The 20,220-nt window shown below is 63.7% G+C and carries 16 protein-coding genes; 9 read left to right on the forward strand and 7 right to left on the reverse strand.

Annotated elements, in window-relative coordinates; genetic code table 11:
- Positions 1–143 precede the first annotated feature (143 nt).
- Positions 144–1,433 (reverse strand): NAD(P)/FAD-dependent oxidoreductase, encoded by a 1,290-nt coding sequence (locus tag ACVC7O_RS18350; RefSeq protein WP_458323562.1) that lies wholly within the window; start codon positions 1,431–1,433, stop codon positions 144–146.
- A gap of 254 nt (positions 1,434–1,687) precedes the next feature.
- Here ACVC7O_RS18350 and ACVC7O_RS18355 point away from each other — a divergent pair, with 254 nt between their 5' ends.
- Positions 1,688–3,082 (forward strand): aminotransferase family protein, encoded by a 1,395-nt coding sequence (locus ACVC7O_RS18355; RefSeq protein WP_458323563.1) that lies wholly within the window; start codon positions 1,688–1,690, stop codon positions 3,080–3,082.
- 107 nt (positions 3,083–3,189) lie between these two features.
- Here the strand turns inward: ACVC7O_RS18355 and ACVC7O_RS18360 are convergent, their stop codons facing one another.
- Positions 3,190–4,503: a hypothetical protein gene (locus tag ACVC7O_RS18360; RefSeq protein WP_458323564.1), complete on the reverse strand. Its 1,314-nt coding sequence runs from the start codon at positions 4,501–4,503 to the stop codon at positions 3,190–3,192.
- 167 nt (positions 4,504–4,670) lie between these two features.
- Here ACVC7O_RS18360 and ACVC7O_RS18365 point away from each other — a divergent pair, with 167 nt between their 5' ends.
- The gene (locus ACVC7O_RS18365; protein WP_458323565.1) at positions 4,671–4,934 is read left to right on the forward strand and encodes a YMGG-like glycine zipper-containing protein; all 264 of its coding nucleotides are present in this window, start codon (positions 4,671–4,673) and stop codon (positions 4,932–4,934) included.
- Positions 4,935–4,999: 65 nt separating this feature from the next.
- Here ACVC7O_RS18365 and ACVC7O_RS18370 read toward each other — a convergent pair whose 3' ends face one another.
- Together ACVC7O_RS18370 and ppk2 are read right to left on the reverse strand one after the other, a co-directional pair.
- Positions 5,000–5,239 carry a YdcH family protein gene (locus ACVC7O_RS18370; RefSeq protein WP_458323566.1) on the reverse strand — a complete coding sequence of 80 codons (240 nt, stop codon included), beginning with the start codon at positions 5,237–5,239 and terminating at the stop codon, positions 5,000–5,002.
- Positions 5,240–5,255: 16 nt separating this feature from the next.
- Positions 5,256–6,152, reverse strand: a complete 897-nt coding sequence (gene ppk2 / locus ACVC7O_RS18375; RefSeq protein ID WP_458323567.1) for a polyphosphate kinase 2 — start codon at positions 6,150–6,152, stop codon at positions 5,256–5,258.
- Positions 6,153–6,499: 347 nt separating this feature from the next.
- On the opposite strand from ppk2, the gene pdxR reads away from it, so the two are divergent.
- The 6 genes from pdxR to ACVC7O_RS18405 all read left to right on the forward strand — a co-directional run bounded on the left by pdxR (position 6,500) and on the right by ACVC7O_RS18405 (position 15,510).
- A complete protein-coding gene (gene pdxR / locus ACVC7O_RS18380; RefSeq protein ID WP_458323568.1) occupies positions 6,500–7,996 on the forward strand; it encodes a MocR-like pyridoxine biosynthesis transcription factor PdxR in 1,497 nt (498 codons plus the stop codon).
- A gap of 70 nt (positions 7,997–8,066) precedes the next feature.
- The gene (gene xsc / locus ACVC7O_RS18385; protein ID WP_458323569.1) at positions 8,067–9,845 is read left to right on the forward strand and encodes a sulfoacetaldehyde acetyltransferase; all 1,779 of its coding nucleotides are present in this window, start codon (positions 8,067–8,069) and stop codon (positions 9,843–9,845) included.
- Positions 9,846–9,888: 43 nt separating this feature from the next.
- Positions 9,889–10,887, forward strand: a complete 999-nt coding sequence (pta, locus tag ACVC7O_RS18390; RefSeq protein WP_458323570.1) for a phosphate acetyltransferase — start codon at positions 9,889–9,891, stop codon at positions 10,885–10,887.
- Between the two features lie 15 nt (positions 10,888–10,902).
- Entirely contained in the window at positions 10,903–13,716 is a 2,814-nt protein-coding gene (locus ACVC7O_RS18395; protein WP_458323571.1) for a molybdopterin-dependent oxidoreductase, read from the forward strand.
- A 172-nt stretch (positions 13,717–13,888) separates the two neighbouring features.
- Positions 13,889–14,638 (forward strand): 4Fe-4S dicluster domain-containing protein, encoded by a 750-nt coding sequence (locus ACVC7O_RS18400; protein WP_458323572.1) that lies wholly within the window; start codon positions 13,889–13,891, stop codon positions 14,636–14,638.
- The gene (locus ACVC7O_RS18405; RefSeq protein ID WP_458323573.1) at positions 14,638–15,510 is read left to right on the forward strand and encodes a dimethyl sulfoxide reductase anchor subunit family protein; all 873 of its coding nucleotides are present in this window, start codon (positions 14,638–14,640) and stop codon (positions 15,508–15,510) included. Before ACVC7O_RS18400 ends, ACVC7O_RS18405 begins: the two co-directional genes overlap by 1 nt.
- A gap of 166 nt (positions 15,511–15,676) precedes the next feature.
- On the opposite strand, the gene dapA is transcribed toward ACVC7O_RS18405, so the two are convergent.
- Positions 15,677–16,552 carry a 4-hydroxy-tetrahydrodipicolinate synthase gene (dapA, locus tag ACVC7O_RS18410; protein WP_458323574.1) on the reverse strand — a complete coding sequence of 292 codons (876 nt, stop codon included), beginning with the start codon at positions 16,550–16,552 and terminating at the stop codon, positions 15,677–15,679.
- A 129-nt stretch (positions 16,553–16,681) separates the two neighbouring features.
- Here dapA and ACVC7O_RS18415 point away from each other — a divergent pair, with 129 nt between their 5' ends.
- Positions 16,682–18,655: a transglycosylase SLT domain-containing protein gene (locus tag ACVC7O_RS18415; protein ID WP_458323575.1), complete on the forward strand. Its 1,974-nt coding sequence runs from the start codon at positions 16,682–16,684 to the stop codon at positions 18,653–18,655.
- Here ACVC7O_RS18415 and ACVC7O_RS18420 read toward each other — a convergent pair.
- Positions 18,620–19,489: a DMT family transporter gene (locus ACVC7O_RS18420; protein ID WP_458323576.1), complete on the reverse strand. Its 870-nt coding sequence runs from the start codon at positions 19,487–19,489 to the stop codon at positions 18,620–18,622. The genes ACVC7O_RS18415 and ACVC7O_RS18420 overlap by 36 nt on opposite strands.
- Positions 19,486–20,163, reverse strand: a complete 678-nt coding sequence (gene mnmD, locus ACVC7O_RS18425) for a tRNA (5-methylaminomethyl-2-thiouridine)(34)-methyltransferase MnmD (protein WP_458323577.1) — start codon at positions 20,161–20,163, stop codon at positions 19,486–19,488. The genes ACVC7O_RS18420 and mnmD overlap by 4 nt, the downstream gene beginning before the upstream one ends.
- Positions 20,164–20,220: the final 57 nt, after the last annotated feature.

Genomic DNA, 20,220 nt, shown 5'->3' on the forward strand with positions numbered 1-20,220 from the left:
GGGACATTGCAAAATCCTGAAAATCTTGATTGCAAATCCCGAAAGTCAGGCTGCCTTCTGGCCAGCTTCGCGGCGCATAGTGGCAATGCCGATGAAGCCGAGCAAATGTCCACTTTGTCGGGCTTCATGAGTCCAGTTTCGGCTCACATGTCGCTTTTCCATTCCATCTGGTCGCGCATGCGCAGCGCCGCCATCGCAAGCCCCGCACCCAGCACCTGCGGCGTGCGAAATTTATAGGCGGGGATCTTGGTCACCGGAAACGGCAGATCCTCGGCCGGTGTGCCCAGCGCCCGCCGCGCCAGCTCGCGCCCCATCACGTAGCTCATCGCCACGCCGCGCCCGTTGTAGCCCAGCCCGCAGACCAGCCCCGGCGCGGGCTCGTGCAAATGCGGCACCCGGTCTTCGGTTAGCGCGATATGCCCGCTCCACTTGTAGCGCCAGGTAACGCCCTTGAGGCTCGGGAAGGTCTCCGGCGCGTCTTTCTCGATCCACCCGAAGCCACCCACACCGCCGCGCAGATTGTTGAACCCGATGCCCCCGAAACACATCTGCCCGCCGGGCTCGCGCCGCGCATACATGATCAGCCGCCGGGTGTCGGAAATCGTATGCCCCTGCGGCAGGATCGGACCGATCTCGCTCTCCTCCAGTGGATCGGTCGCCATCTGCGTCGAAAAGAGCGGCAGCACCGAGCCTTTCAGCCCCTTCACCAGACTGTCGGAATAGCCATTCGTCGCGACGATCACCGTCTCGGCGGTGACCGCGTGCCCCGCCACATCCAGATGCCAGCGCCCATCCCGGCGCCGCATATCCTTCACCGGCGCAAAGCTGAACACCTGCGCCCCCGTCGCCCGCGCCACCCGGTCGAGTCCGCGCACCAGCGCCATCGGCTGCACCGCCCCGCCGCGCGCCGAGAGCGTGCCCGTCGCATAGCCCTGCGCCCCGGTCAGCCGCTCCACATCTTCGCGTTCCAAAAACTCGAAATCCGCTCCGTGGCTGTTCCACAGCTTGGCGTTGCGCCGCGATACGTCCCGCGCGGCGGCGCAATGATCCACCCGGATCCACCCCTTCTGCCGCGCGTCGCATTGGATCTGGTAGGCGCGAATGAGGTCAAAGAGATCATCCGCAGACCGCAGCGAGGTCTCCGCCATCCGTTCGAAATACTTGGGTCCCACCGCCCGATGCAGGTCATCCGGCACCGCCACCGGCAGCATCGGGTTCACCTGCCCACCGTTCCGCCCCGAAGCGCCGAAGCCCACGTCCCCCGCCTCGAAGACAGCCACCGTGCTGCCCGCCTCGGCGATGGCCAGCGCCGCGCGCAACCCTGTGAAGCCGCCGCCCACAATTGCCACATCCACGGCGAGGTCATCCTCCAGCCGCTCCGCCGGAGCGGCATCAGGGGCGGTCACCCGCCAAAGTGCGTCAGGGATCTGCATGCGCCATCCGTTGCTCACAAATGCGGCAGCCGTCAACGGCGGCAAAATACGGCAGATTTGACGCCCAAGGGTCAATTGGCCCACAATAACAGGACGATGCACCCGATATCGCTTGATCGGGCGGGGCATCTGGCCCTATCGTTGCAGAGTGTCTGGCCCTACTGCCGATGCCCGAAAAACAGTCATGTCAGCCAAATCCGGATCATTCGCCATCCGATTTCACCTGATTCTACGCTAACAGAAAGGCCCGACCCATGGACGGTAATTTCAACGAGAACGACCTCAGCCGCGTCGTCGAAGCGGACCGCGCAAATGTCTGGCATCACCTGATCCAGCACCAGCCTTTCTTCACGGGCGCCGATCCCAAGATCATCATCGAAGGCAAGGGCCTGCGCGTCTGGGACCAGAAAGGTATCGAACATATCGACGCCGTCTCCGGCGGTGTCTGGACTGTGAACGTGGGCTATGGCCGCGAGAGCATGGGCGACGCAGTGCGTGATGCCATCGTCAAGATGAACTTCTTCGGCGGCACCGTGGGCTCGATCCCCGGCGCGCTCTTTGCCGAAAAATTGCTCACCAAGATGCCCGGCCTCGACCGCGTCTACTACGCCAACTCCGGGTCAGAGGCGAACGAGAAAGCCTTCAAGATGGTCCGTCAGATCGCGCACAAGCGCTATGGCGGCAAGAAGCACAAGATCCTCTACCGCGACCGCGACTATCACGGCACCACAATTGCCTGCCTGTCGGCGGGTGGTCAGGACGAGCGCAACGCGCAATACGGCCCCTACACGCCCGGTTTCATCCGCGTGCCGCACTGCCTGGAATACCGCAAGCACGAGCAGGACGGCGCGCCGGATCATAACTACGGCGAATGGGCGGCAAACCAGATCGAAGAGGTGATCCTGCGCGAAGGCCCCGACACCGTCGGCGCGCTATGCCTGGAGCCGGTCACCGCTGGCGGCGGCGTGATCGTTCCGCCCGAAGGCTACTGGGACCGCGTGCAGGAAATCTGCAAAAAGTACGACATCCTGCTGCACATCGACGAGGTCGTCTGCGGCGTCGGCCGCACGGGCGAATGGTTCGGCTACCAGCACTACGGCATCAAGCCGGACATGGTGACAATGGCGAAAGGCGTGGCCTCGGGCTATGCCGCGATCTCCTGCCTCGCCACCACCAACGACGTCTTCGACATGTTCAAGGACGACACCTCGGACCACCTCAACTACTTCCGCGACATCTCCACCTTCGGCGGCTGCACCGCGGGCCCGGCGGCCGCACTTGAAAACATGCGGATCATCGAGGACGAGAACCTGCTCGAGAACACCACGGCCATGGGCGACTACATGCTCGGCAAGCTCGAAGAGCTCAAAGACAAACACGAAGTCATCGGCGACGTGCGCGGCAAGGGTCTCTTCCTCGGCGCTGAACTGGTGAAAGACCGCGACAGCCGCGACCCTGCCGACGAGAAGATGGTGCAAGCCGTCGTCGGCGACTGCATGAAGCAGGCCGTGGTCATCGGGGCGACCAACCGCTCCCTGCCCGGCAAGAACAACACGCTCTGCTTCTCGCCCGCTCTGATCGCCACCAAGGACGACATCGACCAGATCTGCGCCGCCGTCGACGGCGCGCTGACACGGGTCTTCGGCTAGGTCACATCGAGACGCGCCCAACGATAGGGCGCGACGCACTGCGAGAAAGGCGGGGAGAGCCCGCCTTTCTTATGCTCGCGCACCACAGAACACGTCACACACACCGGTCATCGCGTGGGCTGTGTTGTCAGGAGCGGATTGACCCGCGCAATCTCGGACATAATCTGGCAGGCGGGCAAATCCTTATGCCTCGTGAGCCAGGCGCCGAACGTGTCAGGGAAATACGGCCCCACCTCCAGGGTGGTGGGCGCACGCGACACCCAGGTCGCCCCCAACTCGTCGCGGGCGGCGACAATCACTCCGCCAACGGGATCGTCTCTCCCCGAATTGACGACCAGATTGTACCCGCCCGACGCCACGACGGGGATGTTGAATTGGTAAAACGAGGCCGAGATGTGGATTTGGCAATCGGGGCAGATGAGACTTGAGACATAGGATCTCCGAAGGCTCAGGTCATAGACGTGTCCGCTCAACCTGATTGGCTCTATCAGAAACAAATCTCTCAATACGACCTTTGACGCAAACGGTTGGCTCACGTTTTGCAAGACCAACACTGCGCCCAGTGCAACACTCCCGTGGCTGTCGCCCGCCAAGAGGTTCAGTGCGTCAACAACCCGCTGACCCAAGGCATCGCTTTCGGCGAGCTGCGTGATCGCCCCGATCGCCGCCGGACTCGGAGCACTGTTCAAAGGGTAATCCAGATCAAAGTGCAAACCACAGCTTGCGGCCTCTGTCGCATAGCGGGCAAGCGGTTCATCAATCACCAGTGTGCCGACGGTCGCCAACCACTCGCCCAACGGGCGCTGCTCCACGCTCGCCAGCATTTGGTCGCGGATCTCATTCACCAGGTTCAGCGTCATGATCTCGTTCTGCATCGCCGCCGCTTCGGTCTGTTCCTCCAACCGCTGCGTCTGGCTCTCCATGAACCGCGTCTGCGCGTCCATCAGCTCCTGCTGGGCCTGCATCACGCGGGTCTGATCCTCCAGCTTGGCGATCTGCTCAAAGAGCAGCACCGTGCCGGTGAAGGACGCAAAGGCCAGCAAGAGCGCCAGCGCCGTCCCGATTACCCAGCGATAGAAATTCGACCAGGCGTACCAGCCCAGTACCACGCGTGCGAGCTTGTCGGCCTCGCGCTCCGCCGTCACACGGTCCTGTGCCACCGCCGCAGACACCCCGGAAATCAGCGTCGAGGAGATATCCTCCACCGTTGCCTCTGCCCGGCCCGTCAGCCTGCGCAGGATCACCCCGCGAAACAGCAGACCGACCACCAAGAGCCCGACGATGGTGCAAATCACGATGAAGAAGGTCGCTGCCCAGTCGCGCGCAAACCCCTGGGTCACGCCCCAGGCACCGACCGCCACGGGCACGATAACGAGGGCCGCGGCGAAAAACCCGATCCAGAACGACAGATGACGTGACATCGCACCCCCAGAGGACCATCACAGCGCCCACCCTGCCACAGCTCGGCCCGCGGACCAAAAGCAAAACGCGGCGAGCAGACTTCCGCGCCATGGCGAAACCCCGCCGATGCGCGATGGAACCTGCACCCTGCACGGGCGTTGAACCGTCATGCAAAAGGAGTGAACTCATGCACAAGATCATCCTCACCCTGCCGTTGATCGCAGCCGTCTCGGCCTGCGCCACGCAGGATCAGAATACCATCGCGGGCACCCTCGGCGGTGCTGCGGTGGGCTATGCCCTGGATGACAATGATCGTGGCCGGGGCGCCCTGGTTGGCGCCGCGGCAGGCGCGATCGCCGGCAACCAGCTGGTCCGTCCGACCAGCCCCGGCAGCCGCAACTGTATCTACCAGAATCCAGACGGCTCCCGCTATACCGCGGCCTGCCCCTGAGGCGACGCCCGCAGGCGGGGCCGGGGCACAGCCCCGGCCCCGCCTGCGGGCTCCCCCCTGCTCCGCTAGGCCTGCGTCAACAGGCCAGCGATCTCATCCTTCAGCCGCAACCGCTCTTTGCGCATCTCCGAAAAATGGAAATCATCCGTCGGCTCCACATTGGTCTCAGCCCTGTGGATGGCCCGGTTGATCTCGTGATAGGCCTCCGACAGCTTCGCAAAATGCGCATCCGTGCTCTTCAGCGTGCTGATCGCCAGCAGATGGTCCGGAAACTCTTCCGCCAGTTCATGCGGTGTGTGCGACATCGTGATCTCCTTTGTCTCAGACGTTTGTTTTCCTGCGACGTGACTTGGGGTGCAGCGACGAGGCCAGAATGTGATCCGCCGAATGGATCACATGGCTCGCCGTCCGCACGATCAGCGGATCGGGCGCCACGGCAACCTTCTCGTCCCGCCCGGGATAATCAAAGGCGCCCAGGAAGTGCTTCATGCAGTTCAACCGCGCGCGCTTCTTGTCGTTAGACCGGATCACCGTCCAGGGCGCATCCGCCGTGTCGGTGTAGAAGAACATCGCCTCCTTCGCCTCTGTATAGTCATCCCACTTGTCCAGGCTCGCCCGATCAATCGGCGACAGCTTCCACTGTTTCAGCGGATCCGTCTCGCGCGATGAGAACCGCAGCCGCTGCTCATCCCGGGTGACCGAGAACCAGTATTTGAACAGATGGATGCGCGACCGCGTCAGCATACGCTCGAACTCCGGCGTCTGGCGCATGAATTCGAGGTAGTCCCCCGGCGCGCAGAAATCCATAACCCGTTCGACGCCCGCCCGGTTGTACCAGCTGCGGTCATAGAGCACGATCTCACCGTCCGTCGGCAGATGCTTGATATAGCGCTGAAAAAACCACTGGCCGCGTTCTTCGTCCGTGGGCTTATTCAGCGCTACAACCCGCGCCTGCCGGGGGTTGAGGTGCTCCATGAAGCGTTTGATGGTGCCGCCCTTGCCGGCCGCATCGCGCCCTTCGAACAGCATCACCACCTTCTGGCCGGTCTCATGCAGCCAGTGCTGCACCTTCAGAAGCTCGACCTGAAGGGCCGCCTTCTCGGCCTCGTACCGGCCTCGATCCAGCTTCTGATCATAGGGGTAGTCGTCTTGTTCAAACCCCGCCACGGCAGCAGTGGCGGGATCCGGACCTGGCTTGTCCAGAACCGCATCTTTCATAGCAACATCCTTTCTTTTGAATGTTGATTCTTCTGCGCCTATAAAAAACCGCTGTCCCTGACATAGATCAAAGCGCGGGTCGCGATGGGCCCCCTGCGCCACGGGCTCACGGGCGGCCAACTCACAGTCAGAACAAGGCCTTACGCGCCAACCCACCGCATAAGGCCAGGATCATCAGCCGCACCTGACGGACAGCGCTTGCAATACATGCTCATAAATGATACTCAGAGTTTCATTAATCGTCGAATTGGTCAAAACAGACTGGGCATATGGGAGGAGTGATCAGGCATTTCGCGCCTGATTAGTGCCAGATTGCGATCAGTCTATATCCAGTATAGGCTCAACGCATGGCGCTGCCCGTCGAGACATTCTTTCTGCATCCCGATGCACAGGGCACTCTGCAATCGCAGATCCAGCAGATGATCGCACAGGGCATTCTCTCCGGTCGTTTCCAGCGCGGAGAAAAGCTGCCCTCGACGCGCAAGCTCGCCACCCACCTCGGCGTCAGCCGGATCACCGTTACCATCGCCTATACCGAACTGCTCGCCAATGATTATCTGACATCGCGCGGGCGGTCGGGGTATTTTGTCTCCGACAACGCCCCTGTTCCGCCCGCCTTCGCGCCCAGCGAAGTGGGCCCCGATGCGGTCGACTGGACCCGCGCGATCGGCCAGAGGTTCTCGGGTGGCGACACGGTGCGCAAGCCGCCCGACTGGGGCGGCTACCGCTATCCCTTCATCTACGGCCAGGCCGACCCGGCGCTGTTTGACCACGCCAATTGGCGGCTCTGCGCGCTGAAAGCGCTCGGGCAGAAGGATTTCACCGCGCTCACCACCGATTACTACGACCAGGACGACCCGCAACTCATCGAGTTCATCGCGCGACACACCCTCCCGCGCCGGGGGATCACGGCGCGGCCCGAACAGATCCTGATCACCCTCGGCGCCCAGAATGCGCTCTGGCTGACCACGCAAGTGCTGCTCACCCAACGCCGTCGCGCAGCACTGGAAGACCCTTGTTATCATGCGCTTAGGGACATCCTCAGCCAGTCGCGCTGCCACGTGACCCCGGTGCGCGTGGACGCCGACGGCATGCCGCCCGACGCGATCCCGCCCGACACGGATGTGATCTTCACCACCCCCAGCCACCAGTGCCCGACCACCAATACCATGCCGATGCATCGGCGGCATGACCTGCTGGAGCGGGCGGCTGAAATGGACGCGCTGATCGTGGAAGACGACTATGAATTTGAGATGTCCTTTCTCAAAAGCCCCTCTCCCGCGCTCAAGAGCCTCGATACCGATGGCCGCGTGATCTATGTGGGCAGCTTCTCGAAATCGCTTTTTCCGGGGCTGCGGCTGGGCTATCTGGTGGGCTCCGAACCCTTCATCCGCGAGGCCCGCGCGCTGCGCGCCTCCGTGCTGCGCCACCCGCCCGGGCATGTGCAGCGCACCGCGGCCTATTTCCTGTCGCTCGGCCACCACGACGCGCTCATTCGCCGCATGGGGGCGGCCCTGCACGACCGGCGCGAGGTGATGGCCAAGGCGCTCGCCGCGCATGATCTGCAAATCGCAGGCCAGGGCGCCTATGGGGGCTCGTCCTTCTGGATGCGCGCGCCCGAGGCCGTCGACACGCAAGAACTCGCCCGCCGCCTGCAGGCCAAGGGCGTGCTGATCGAACCCGGCCACGCCTTCTTTTCAGGCCCCGTCCGCCCCAAGAGCTATTACCGCCTCGCCTATTCCTCGATCCCGGCAAACCGCATTGCCAAGGGCATCGACGTGGTCGCGGGTGAAATTCGCGATATGGCCCATCTGGGCTTAAGCGAAGCCGTGAACTGGCCCTAACGGCCCCAACCGCAACCCTCTAAGTAACCCACAACCCAGAATCATCACTGTTCAATCAAGGAAACGCCCGATGAAAATGACAACTGAAGAAGCCTTCGTCAAAACGCTGCAATCGCACGGCATCGAACATGCCTTCGGGATTATCGGCTCGGCGATGATGCCGATCTCCGACATCTTCCCCGATGCGGGCATCACCTTCTGGGACTGCGCGCATGAAGGCTCCGCGGGCATGATGTCCGACGGTTACACCCGCGCCACCGGCAAGATGTCGATGATGATCGCGCAGAACGGCCCCGGCATCACCAACTTCGTGACCGCCGTGAAGACCGCCTACTGGAACCACACACCCTGCCTGCTCGTGACCCCGCAGGCCGCCAACAAGACCATCGGTCAGGGCGGCTTCCAGGAAATGGAACAGATGCACCTCTTCGCCGACTGTGTCGCCTATCAGGAAGAAGTGCGTGACCCCAGCCGCATCGCCGAAACCCTGGCGCGCGTCATCGCCAAGGCCAAGCGCCTGTCGGGTCCGGCCCAGATCAACATCCCGCGGGACTTCTGGACGCAGGTGGTCGACATCGACATCCCCGATCCCATCGAGTTCGAAGTCTCCCCCGGCGGCGAGAACTCCGTGGCCAAGGCCGCCGAAATCCTGTCGACCGCGAAGAATCCCGTCATCCTGAACGGCGCGGGCGTGGTCCTCTCCAAGGGCGGCATCGAAGCTTCCCGCGTGCTGGCCGAGCGTCTCGACGCACCGGTCTGCGTGGGCTACCAGCACAATGACGCCTTCCCCGGCAACCACCCGCTCTTTGCCGGCCCGCTGGGCTACAACGGCTCGAAAGCAGGCATGCAGCTGATCAAGGAAGCCGACGTGGTGCTCTGCCTCGGCACCCGCCTGAACCCCTTCTCCACCCTGCCCGGCTACGGCATCGAATACTGGCCCGCTGACGCGACCATCATCCAGGTGGACATCAACCCCGACCGCATCGGCCTGACCAAGAAGGTCACCGTCGGCATCGTCGGCGACGCGGCGAAAGTCGCAAAGGGCATCACCGCGCAGCTCAGCGACGATGCGGGCGACGCAGGCCGCGTCGAGCGCAAGGCCAAGATCGCACAGACCAAATCCGCCTGGGCGCAGGAGCTGACCTCGCTGACCCACGAGCAGGACGATCCGGGCACCGACTGGAACGTGCGCGCCCGTGCCGCCAAGCCCGACTGGATGAGCCCCCGCATGGCGTGGCGTGCGATCCAGGCCGCCCTTCCGGTCGAGGCGATCATCTCCTCCGACATCGGCAACAACTGCGCCATCGGCAACGCCTACCCGGCGTTCGAGGAAGGCCGCAAGTATCTGGCGCCCGGCCTCTTCGGCCCCTGCGGCTACGGTCTGCCTGCCATCGTCGGCGCCAAGATCGGCCAGCCCGACGTGCCGGTTGTGGGCTTTGCTGGTGACGGCGCCTTCGGCATCGCGGTGAACGAGCTGACGGCGATTGGCCGTGGCGAATGGCCTGCGATCACGCAGATCGTCTTCCGCAACTACCAGTGGGGCGCGGAGAAGCGGAACTCGACGCTTTGGTTCGACGACAACTTCGTCGGCACCGAGCTCGACACCGATGTCTCCTATGCCGGCATCGCCGAGGCCTGTGGCCTGAAAGGTGTGGTCGCCCGCACCCAGGAGGAGCTGACTGATGCGCTGAACCAGGCGATCAAGGATCAGATGGAGAACGGCATCACCACGCTGATCGAAGCCATGATCAACCAGGAGCTGGGCGACCCGTTCCGCCGTGACGCGATGAAGAAGCCTGTCGAAGTTGCTGGCATCAGCAAGGAAGACATGCGTCCGCAGACCGTCTGATCCGGGTGCCAGACAGCATCCGCATAGAAGAAAGGACCAGGCCATGAGCGTGCTCAGCGCATTGACCCAACGCGCCGCCGCCCGGCCTGCCCATATCGTGATGAGCGAAGGCCACGATCCCCGGATCGTGGCCGGCGCCATTGCCGCCGTGACGGCCGGGACCGCCCGGATCACGCTTGTCGGCCCCCAAGACGATGTCGCGGCCCAGCTTGTGGCAGCGGGCACGCCGACCCACCCGAACATCGCCATCGAAGACCCCGCGACCTCCGCGCTCAGCGCCGATTTCGCCACCGCCTTCTTTGAGCTCCGCAAGCACAAGCGCGTGACGCCCGAGATCGCCGAAACCCAGGTGCAGAACCCGCTGGTCTTCGCCGCGATGATGGTCCGCGAAGGCCACGCCGACGGCACAGTCGGCGGCGCCATTCATACCACCTCCGACACCGTGCGTGCGGCGTTGCAGGTCATCGGCAAGGCGAAGGACGCGCCGCTCGTCTCCAGCTTCTTCCTCATGGCCCTGCCCGAGGGCCACCCCTCGGGCCGCGACGCCATGATCTTCGGTGACTGCGGGCTGGTCATCGACCCCTCCGCCGAAGAGCTCGCCGCCATCGCCGTCGCCTCCGCCACCTCCTGCCGCCAGCTGCTCGACGTCGAGCCACAGGTCGCGCTGCTGTCCTTCTCCACCAAAGGCTCGGCCAAGCACCCAGCCGTCGACAAGGTCGCCGGGGCCGCAACACTGCTCAAAGCCAGCCACCCGGATCTGAAAGCCGATGGCGAGCTGCAATTCGACGCGGCCTTCGTGCCCTCTGTCGCTGCCTCCAAGGCCCCCGGCTCATCCACCGCAGGCCAGGCCAACGTGATGATCTTCCCCAACCTCGACGCAGGCAACATCGGCTACAAGATCGCCCAACGCATCGGCGGGGCCGACGCCATCGGCCCCACGCTGCAGGGCCTCGCCAAACCCGCCAACGACCTCTCGCGCGGCTGCACCGCCGAAGACGTCGCCAATATGATCGCCGTGACCACCCTTCAGGTCGCCCGCTAACGTCAGGAGCTTTCCATGAACCAGCCAGTCCTCAACCTGAGCCCGAAAGTCTCCGACGAGGTGCGCAAGACCACCTGTTACATGTGCGCCTGCCGCTGCGGCATCAACGTGCACATGAAGGACGGCCAAGTCGCCTATATTGAGGGCAACAAGGACCACCCGGTGAACCAGGGCGTGCTCTGCGCCAAAGGCTCGGCGGGCATCATGCAGGTGAACGCCCCCTCGCGCCTGCGCAAGCCGCTGAAGCGCGTCGGCGAACGCGGCTCCGGCGAATTCGAGGAAATCGAATGGGACGAGGCGCTGCAGATCGCCGCCGACTGGCTGGAGCCCGTGCGCCAGACCAACCCCGAAAAGCTCGCCTTCTTCACCGGCCGCGACCAGTCCCAATCCTTCACCTCGTTCTGGGCCCAGAACTTCGGCACGCCGAACTACGCCGCCCACGGCGGGTTCTGCTCGGTCAACATGGCCGCGGCAGGCATCTACACCATGGGCGGCGCCTTCTGGGAGTTCGGCCAGCCCGACTGGGACCACACCAAGCTCTTCATGCTCTTCGGCGTCGCAGAAGACCACGACTCCAACCCGATCAAAATGGGGATCGGCAAGATCAAGGCGCGCGGCGCCCGCGTGATCGGCGTGAACCCGATCCGCACCGGCTACAATGCCGTGGCTGACGATTGGGTCGGCATCACGCCGGGAACCGACGGGCTCTTCATCCTGTCGATGATCCACTGCCTGATGAAGGCGGGCAAGATCGACCTGCACTACCTCGCGCAATACACCAACGCCCCGGTGCTGGTGATCAACAACCCCGGCCAGGCCGACCACGGCCTGCTGATGCGCGACGAGAACGGCAAGGAGCTGGTGATCGACCGCACCACCGGCAAGCTCACCCCCTTCGACCAACCGGGCGTGAAACCTGACCTCGCCGCAACCTATGAGAAAGATGGCCAGACCCACCGCCCCGTCTTCCACCAGATGGCCGAGATGTATCTCGACGACCAATACGCGCCCGAAGCCGTGGCCGACCGCTGCGGCATCCCCGCCAAGCGCATCCGCGCCATCGCCGCTGAACTCGCCCGCGTCGCCTTCGAGGAAGCCTTCGAGCTGGACCACGGCTGGACCGACTTCCGCGGCGAAAAGCACGAGAAGATGATCGGTCGCCCGGTCTCCTTCCACTCCATGCGCGGCATCTCCGCCCATGCGAATGGCTTCCAGACCTGCCGCGCGCTGCATGTGCTGCAGATCCTGCTCGGCAGCGTCGAAGTCCCCGGCGGCTTCCGCTTCAAGCCGCCCTACCCCAAGCCCGCCACAGCGCACCCGAAGCCGCACGTGGGCATGAACGCAGGTGCCCCCTTGAACGGCCCGCATCTAGGCTTCACCCATGGCCCCGAAGACCTCGCGTTGAAAGACGACGGCACCCCCGCCCGCATCGATAAGGCCTTCACTTGGGAAAACCCGATGTCGAGCCACGGGCTCATGCATATGGTGATCTCCAACGCCTACGCGGGTGATCCCTACAAGATCGACGTGCTGTTCATGTACATGGCCAACATGTCGTGGAACTCGACGATGAACACCCGCGGCGTGATCGACATGCTCACGGACAAGGACGAGAACGGCGACTACGTGATCCCCAAGATCATCTATTCCGATGCCTATAGCTCCGAGATGGTCGCCTACTCTGACCTGATCCTGCCTGACACCACGTACCTCGAACGCCACGACTGCATCTCGCTGCTCGACCGCCCGATCTGCGAAGCCGATGCCGCCGCCGACGCCATCCGCTGGCCGGTGATCGAGCCCGACCGCGACGTGAAGGGCTTCCAGTCCATGCTCTGCGAGCTTGGCGCCAAGATGAAGCTGCCCGGGTTCGTGAACGAGGACGGCAGCCAGAAATATGCGGATTACGGCGATTACATCGTGAACCACGAACGCCGCCCTGGCATTGGCCCGCTCGCAGGCTTCCGGGGTGAGAACGGCGATCAGGCGGGGCGCGGGGCCGTAAACCCCAAACAACTCGACCAATACATCGCGAACGGCGGCTTCTTCGTCGAACACATCCCCGACGGCGCCAACTACTACAAGCCATGGAACATGGACTATCAGGAGTGGGCGGTGAAGCTCGGCCTCTACGACGCGCCGACACCCTACCTCTTCTCGCTCTACGTGGAGCCGATGCGCAAATTCCAGCTCGCCGCCGAGGGCCATGGCGACCGCCAGCCGCCAGACCACCTGCGCGAGCGCATCACATCCACCATGTCGCCGCTGCCGATCTGGTACTCGACGGAGGAGGACAACCACGCCGCCGACTACCCGGTGACGGCGCTGACGCAGCGTCCGATGGCGATGTACCACTCCTGGGGCTCGCAAAACGCCTGGCTGCGCCAGTTGCACGGGCACAATCCGCTCTACGTCCCCACCAAGCTGATGCGCGAAAACGGCCTGCAAGACGGCGACTGGGCCAAGGTCACCTCTCCCCACGGCGAGATCACGGTCCCGGTGCTGGAGATGGCCGCGCTGAACGAGAACACCATCTGGACCTGGAACGCCATCGGCAAGCGCAAAGGCGCCTGGGCGCTCGAAGACAACGCGCCCGAAGCCACCCGCGGCTTCCTGCTGAACCACCTCATCCACGAGCTCTTGCCGCCCAAAGGCGACGGCCTTCGCTTGGCCAACTCCGACCCGATCACCGGCCAGGCCGCCTGGTTCGACCTCAAGGTCCGCATCGAAAAAGCGCAAGCTCCGGCGGAATCCCAGCCCGGCTTCGCCCCGATCAAATCCCCTGTCGGCCAGGGTCCGAAGGACCTCACGTGGAAGGTCGGCGAATGACCGGCCTTCACCCTTCGAAAAATACTCCGGGGGAGCGCGCCCAGCGCGCGGGGGCAGCGCCCCCAAAGCTGAACAACCCCCTACCGCACCGCACGCCACGCACCGACGTGATACCGACGCAATACCGACGTGATACCGACGTCCCACCGACAGCCAGACACGAGGGCCTTTCATGACCACTCTGCCAGCCAAAACCGAGAAGAAACTGGGGCTCGTGATCGACCTCGATACCTGCGTCGGTTGCCACGCCTGCGTGATCTCCTGCAAAGGGTGGAACACCGAAAACTACGGCGCCCCCCTCTCCGATCAGAACGCCTATGGCGCCGACAACTCCGGTACCTTCCTCAACCGCGTGCACTCTTACGAGGTCCAGCCAGCTGGCGACGCAGCGGCCCAGCTTATCCACTTCCCCAAGTCCTGCCTGCACTGCGAAGACGCACCCTGCGTCACGGTCTGCCCGACGGGTGCCAGCTACAAGCGCGTCGAAGATGGAATCGTTTTGGTCAACGAATCCAACTGCATAGGCTGTGGCCTCTGCGCCTGGGCCTGCCCCTACGGCGCGCGAGAGCTCGACCAAGCCGAAGGCGTAATGAAGAAATGCACCCTCTGCGTTGACCGGATCTACAACGAGAACCTGCCCGAGGAAGACCGTCAGCCCGCCTGTGTCCGCACATGCCCCGCTGGTGCCCGTCACTTCGGCGATCTGGGCGATGAAAACAGCGAGGTCAGCAAGCTCGTCGCCGAGCGCGGCGGCATGGATCTGATGCCCGAGCAAGGCACCAAGCCCGTGAACAAATACCTGCCCCCACGCCCCAAGGACGAGATGCCCGAATTCGACGTGCTCGCCCCCTTCCTCGAGCCCGTGGCAGAGGAGCCCAAAGGCTTTCTCGGCTGGCTTGACAAGACCCTGGAGAAACTCTGATGCATCCCGCCCCTTCCGTCATTTTCTTTACGACTTTCAGTGGCTTGGGATTTGGCCTCCTGTTCTTCCTGGGCTTGGGTTACCCGTCGGTAACCGGCTGGACGGCCTTCGCCTTCTTCGTGATCGCCTATCTCATGGCGGTGGGCGGGCTGATGGCCTCCACCTTCCACCTCGGCCGCCCGGAACGCGCGATCAAAGCCTTCACCCAATGGCGCTCCAGCTGGCTCAGCCGCGAGGCCTGGTGCGCCGTGGGCGCGCTGGTGCTGATGGGCCTCTATGGGCTTGGTCTGGTGTTCTTCGACGCCCGCTGGACCGTGCTTGGCCTCCTCGGCGCGCTCTTGTCGATGGCCACCGTTTTCACCACGTCGATGATCTACACCCAGCTCAAGACCATCCCGCGCTGGAACATGAAACTGACCCCCCTGAAATTCCTCACGCTGTCTCTGGCAGGTGGCGCACTTCTCGCGGGCCAAGTCGATGCAGCCCTTGTTTTGCTGGTGATTGCAGGCCTGGTGCAGCTCTACACCTGGGTTGAGGGGGACAAGGCGCTCGCAAACTCCGGCACCGACATGGCGACCGCAACCGGCCTGGGCAACATCGGCGCGGTCCGCGCCTTTGAGCCGCCGCACACCGGCACGAACTACCTGCTGCGCGAGTTCGTGCATGTGATCGGGCGCAAACACAGCCAGAAGCTGCGGATCATCGCGCTCGGCCTGATGACCGTCGTGCCGATCATCCTGCTGGCCCTGCCCTTCTCACACATCCTCGGCGTGCTCGCGATCCTGAGCCACATCGCGGGCGTGCTCACCGCGCGCTGGCTGTTCTTTGCGGAGGCCGAACATGTGGTCGGCCTCTATTATGGCAAGCGCTAGAGGCGCAAAACAAAACGGGCGTGGAGTGATCCACGCCCGTTTGCGTTTCGCCGGCCCCAGCGCCCCGAGCGTTTCACCTGTGAGCAGTCTCCTCTTTCATCGCCTGAAATCTGACGATTTCAACGCAAAAGAGGATGTGGTCGCCCATGATGACAGTTGAAACGCCCTAGTTCAAAAGCCCCGCATGCCGCAGCCCATCGTCGACCAGCGCACGGGTGGCATCCGACAGCCCGACAAGCGGTAGACGCACTTCATCCGAGCAGAGACGCAGTTGCGACATGGCGTATTTCACGCCCACCAGCCCGGGTTCGGTAAAGATCGCCTTGTGCAGCGGCATCAACCGATCCTGAATGCTCAGAGCGGTTGCATAGTCGCCCGCAAGACACGCCGCTTGCATCTCGCTCAGCATCTTCGGCGCCACATTCGCCGTGACCGAGATACAGCCCACACCGCCCTGTGCGTTGAACCCATGCGCCGTGGCATCCTCGCCCGAGAGCTGAATGAACTCGGGCCCGCAGGTCAGCCGCTGGTCGCTCACGCGGGCCAGATCGCCAGTGGCATCTTTCACACCCACGATCCGGGGCAGCTTGGCCAGCTCGCCCATCGTCTCCGGCGACATGTCGACCACCGACCGCCCCGGGATGTTGTAGATGATGATCGGCAGCTCGGCGCAATCATGCAACGCCGTGAAATGCGCCAGCAGCCCTGATTGCGTCGGCTTGTTGTAATAGGGCGTGACCACCAGTGCGGCATCCGCGCCCACCTCTTCCGCATGGCGGACCAGCCGCATCGCCTCGACCGTATTATTGGACCCCGCACCCGCAACGACCGGCACACGGCCCGCGGCGGCCTTAACGACTTCCTCAACCACGATCTCATGTTCGCGGTGGGTCAGCGTCGGGCTTTCTCCGGTTGTGCCCACCGGCACCAGCCCGTTCGAGCCTTCGCCGATATGCCATTCCACCAGTTTTTTCAGTGTCTCAAGATCCAGCTCGCCGTTCCTGAACGGCGTGACGAGGGCAGGCAGTGAGCCTTTGAACATGTGCACGCTCCTTTTTCTTTTTTGGCCGGCAAATGGCCTGAGATTAACCATATTTCAGCGCAATCGTGATTTGATACGCACCTATCGCGCTTTTATGTATCAGAGGCTCTAGCCCTCAAACGCTGGGAATTGCAAGTGATCAGACACTGGCTCACGACACTCATCTTGATTTTCGCCTTCACGGTTCCGGCTGCTGCGGAACGGCCACGACCCTTGGCCCATGCGATGGACGCCATGCGGGATGGCGACTGGGCCACGGCTGCCAAGATCGCTGCGCGTGACGGAGATGTCGCCGCCGATATCATCGAGTGGAACCGGCTGCGCGCCGGGCGCGGGTCCTATGACGAGGTGATCGCGTTCCTCACGCGTCGTCCGGACTGGCCGGGTGAGCCTTACCTGCGCAAACAGTCCGAGCGGGCCGTGATCGCGCGGAAGGACTCCGAGGTGATCGCGTTTTTCAGCGTGTTCGCCGCCCAGACACCCGAGGGGGTGCTGCGCCACGCCCTCGCGCTGACGCGCAGCGGCGCGGAAGCTGAGGGCGACGCCCTCGTCGTCAAGTCCTGGCAGACGATGCCGATGGGCGGCAGCGCGCAAGCCCTCTATCTGGCCAATCACTCCGATCTGCTCAAGCCGCATCACAGCGCCCGGCTCGATGCCATGCTGTGGGCCGGTGCTTTTGAAAACGCACGCCGGATGTATGATCTGGTGTCCAAAGCCGATGTTGCCGTGGCAAAGGCGCGGATCGCTCTGCGCGGTCGCGCCAATGGCGTCGATGCGCTGATCGCCCAAGTGCCCGCAAGCCATGCGAAAAACCCCGGGCTCCAATATGAACGGTTTGTCTGGCGCGCGCGCAAGGGCCGGTGGGACGATGCCAAGGCGCTGCTCCGCGCCACGTCGACCAGTGCAGAGGCCCTCGGAGAGCCCGAGGCCTGGGCCAACCGGCGCCGCTCCATGGCGCGGGACGAGATGCGCGACGGATCGGCGGAGCGCGCCTACGAGCTTGCGGCGCGGCATTTCCTGACCTCCGGGTCGTCCTATGCCGATCTCGAATGGCTGGCGGGCTACATCGCCCTGCGCAAACTGAATGAGCCCGAAACCGCGCTCCAGCATTTCCGCAACCACGACGCCGCCGTTCGGTCACCGATTTCGAAGGGACGGTCGGGATACTGGCGGGGCCGCGCGCTGGAGGCGATGGGCGATGTTGCCGCCGCCGATCAGGCCTATACCGAGGCCGCGCAGTACCAGACCTCCTTCTACGGGCTGCTTGCGGCGGATCGGGCCGATTTACCGTTCGATGATGCGCTGGCGGCCGAAACCGTTGCGGGCGACTGGCGCAGCTCGCCCATCGCCGATGATCCGGTTTTCATCGCAGGCATGCTCTTGCAGGCGTCGGGCCAGCTCAATCTGGCAGAACGGTTCTGGACCCATCTCGCGGAATCGCTGGACCGTGACACCGCAGCTCTGCTCGCCGAAGCAGCCCTCGAGGTGGACCAGCCTCATCTGGCGGTGATGATCGGCAAGCGGACGGCGCGGCGTGCTGTGGTTGTGCCGCGCGGGTACTATCCGCTGCACCCGCTGGCGAACCGCGATCTGCCCATGGCGCCGGAAATGCTTCTGGCGATTGCCCGCCGCGAAAGCGAATTTGACCCCGGCGTTCAAAGCGGCGTCGGCGCCCGCGGCCTCATGCAGATCATGCCTGCCACGGGGCGCGAGGTTGCAGCGGCCATGGGGCGCAGCAGCGCGCACAGCACCGAGCGACTGATCAGTGATCCCGTCTACAACGCCGAGCTGGGTGCCGCGTATCTGGCGGGGCTCGCCGGACGGTTCCGGGGCAATGTCGTCATGATGTCGGCCGGCTATAACGCAGGGCCGAGCCGCCCGGATCGCTGGATGCTGACCTATGGCGATCCCCGAAAGGATGGCGTCGACATGATCGATTGGATCGAGCACATCCCTTTCCGCGAAACAAGGAATTACGTGATGCGCGTGACCGAAAGCTTGCCGATCTATCGCGCGCGGCTCGGCAAAGACCCGATGCCGGTGCCCTTCCTTGAGGAGCTGCGCGGCTCAAGCCTTCTGGCGTTCGCGCCAAAGGGTGAATAGGCCCGCGCTCACGATCACCAGAACCCCAAGCGCCACATTCGGCCGGATGGTCTCACCGAAGATGGAGATCCCGATCAGGGCGGCGAAGACCAGCTGGAAGTAGGCAAAGGGCTGGACGGCGCTCGCCTCCGCCACCTCGTAACAGCGGATGAGCAACCAGTGGCCCGCCGCCCCGGTCACGCAGAGCAGCCCCATCCACGCCCAGTCCGACGCGATCATCGGTTCCCAGAACCAGATGCCGATCACCGTCATGGTCACCGCACCGGCAACACCTGTCCAGAAAAAGCTCGTCGCAGTGCTGTCCTGCCGCGCCGCATACCGCGTGAGCAGCCCATAGAGCGCAAACATCGCAGCGGCAACCAGCGGCACAATCGCATAAGGATTGAAAACCGAAACCCCCGGCTGAAGGATGATCATCACGCCCACGAACCCAACGCCAATGGCGACCCAACGCCGCCAGCCCACCTGCTCTCCCAGCACCGGCCCGGACAGAGCAGCAACCAGCAGGGGATAGCAGGCAAAAACCGCGTGGCTCTCGACCAGCCCCAGCAAGGTGAAGCCAGTCACCATGACACAGACCTCAAGCGCCAACAGGATGCCGCGAAACGCCTGCAGGATCGGCTGGTTCGTCCGTGCCACCACCCGCACGCCGCCCGCCTTCCGCGCCGCGATGGCCACCACGAAGGCCGCAAAAAACCAGTAGCGGATCATCACCACCAGGTAGACATTATAGGCGTCGGCCAGATGGCGCGAGATGCCATCCTGCAGCGCAAAGACAAAGGTTGTCAGCAGCATCAATAGGACGCCCAGCCGGATGTTGTTGGACTGCGTCATGATCGAAGCGTGCCGATACTCATATGACGCTTCCGGCCAAACCCCGGGATACGCTGCACGTCAAAACCCGCCGCATCTAGCGCGCGGCGGACGAAACCGGCGGCTGTATAGGTGGCAAAGGTCCCGCCGGGCGCAGTATGCACGCCGACCTCCTGCATCAACACCTCCGACCAGAGCTCCGGGTTCTTGGCCGGCGAAAACCCGTCCAGATACCAGGCATCGGCTTGCCCGACCCAGGCAGGCAACGTCTCGCGTGCGTCCCCGATCACGACCTCGAGGCAGACGTCCGGGGTGATGTCGAACCGCCCTCCCTCAGGCTGCCACCCTGTCGTCAGAAGATCGCGCAACGGTCCGAGATCAGCAAACCGGTCCAGTGCCGTGACCAGATCATCGCGGCCCATGGGAAACGCCTCAAAGCTGGTAAACATCAACCGCCCCGCAACGCCTGCACCCTGCCATGCCTGCAAGGTCGCCAGAAAGCTCAACCCCGTGCCGAACCCAAGCTCGGCGATGTGAAACCCGTCTGCAAACCGCTCCGGCAGGCGGTTGCCGTTCAGGAAGACATGCCGGGTTTCGGCCAACCCGTCCTCGAGGCTGAAGTAGGGGTCGTCAAAGCGCCGAGAGACCGGAACGCCATTCGCGTTCCAAGACACATCTGCCGTCTGGTTCTGCACGGATTCGCCTTGTATGTTGCCGGGAAACTGCGGCGACATTGGGGGAGAGCAGGACCT

This window comes from Roseobacter cerffii (assembly GCF_054226325.1).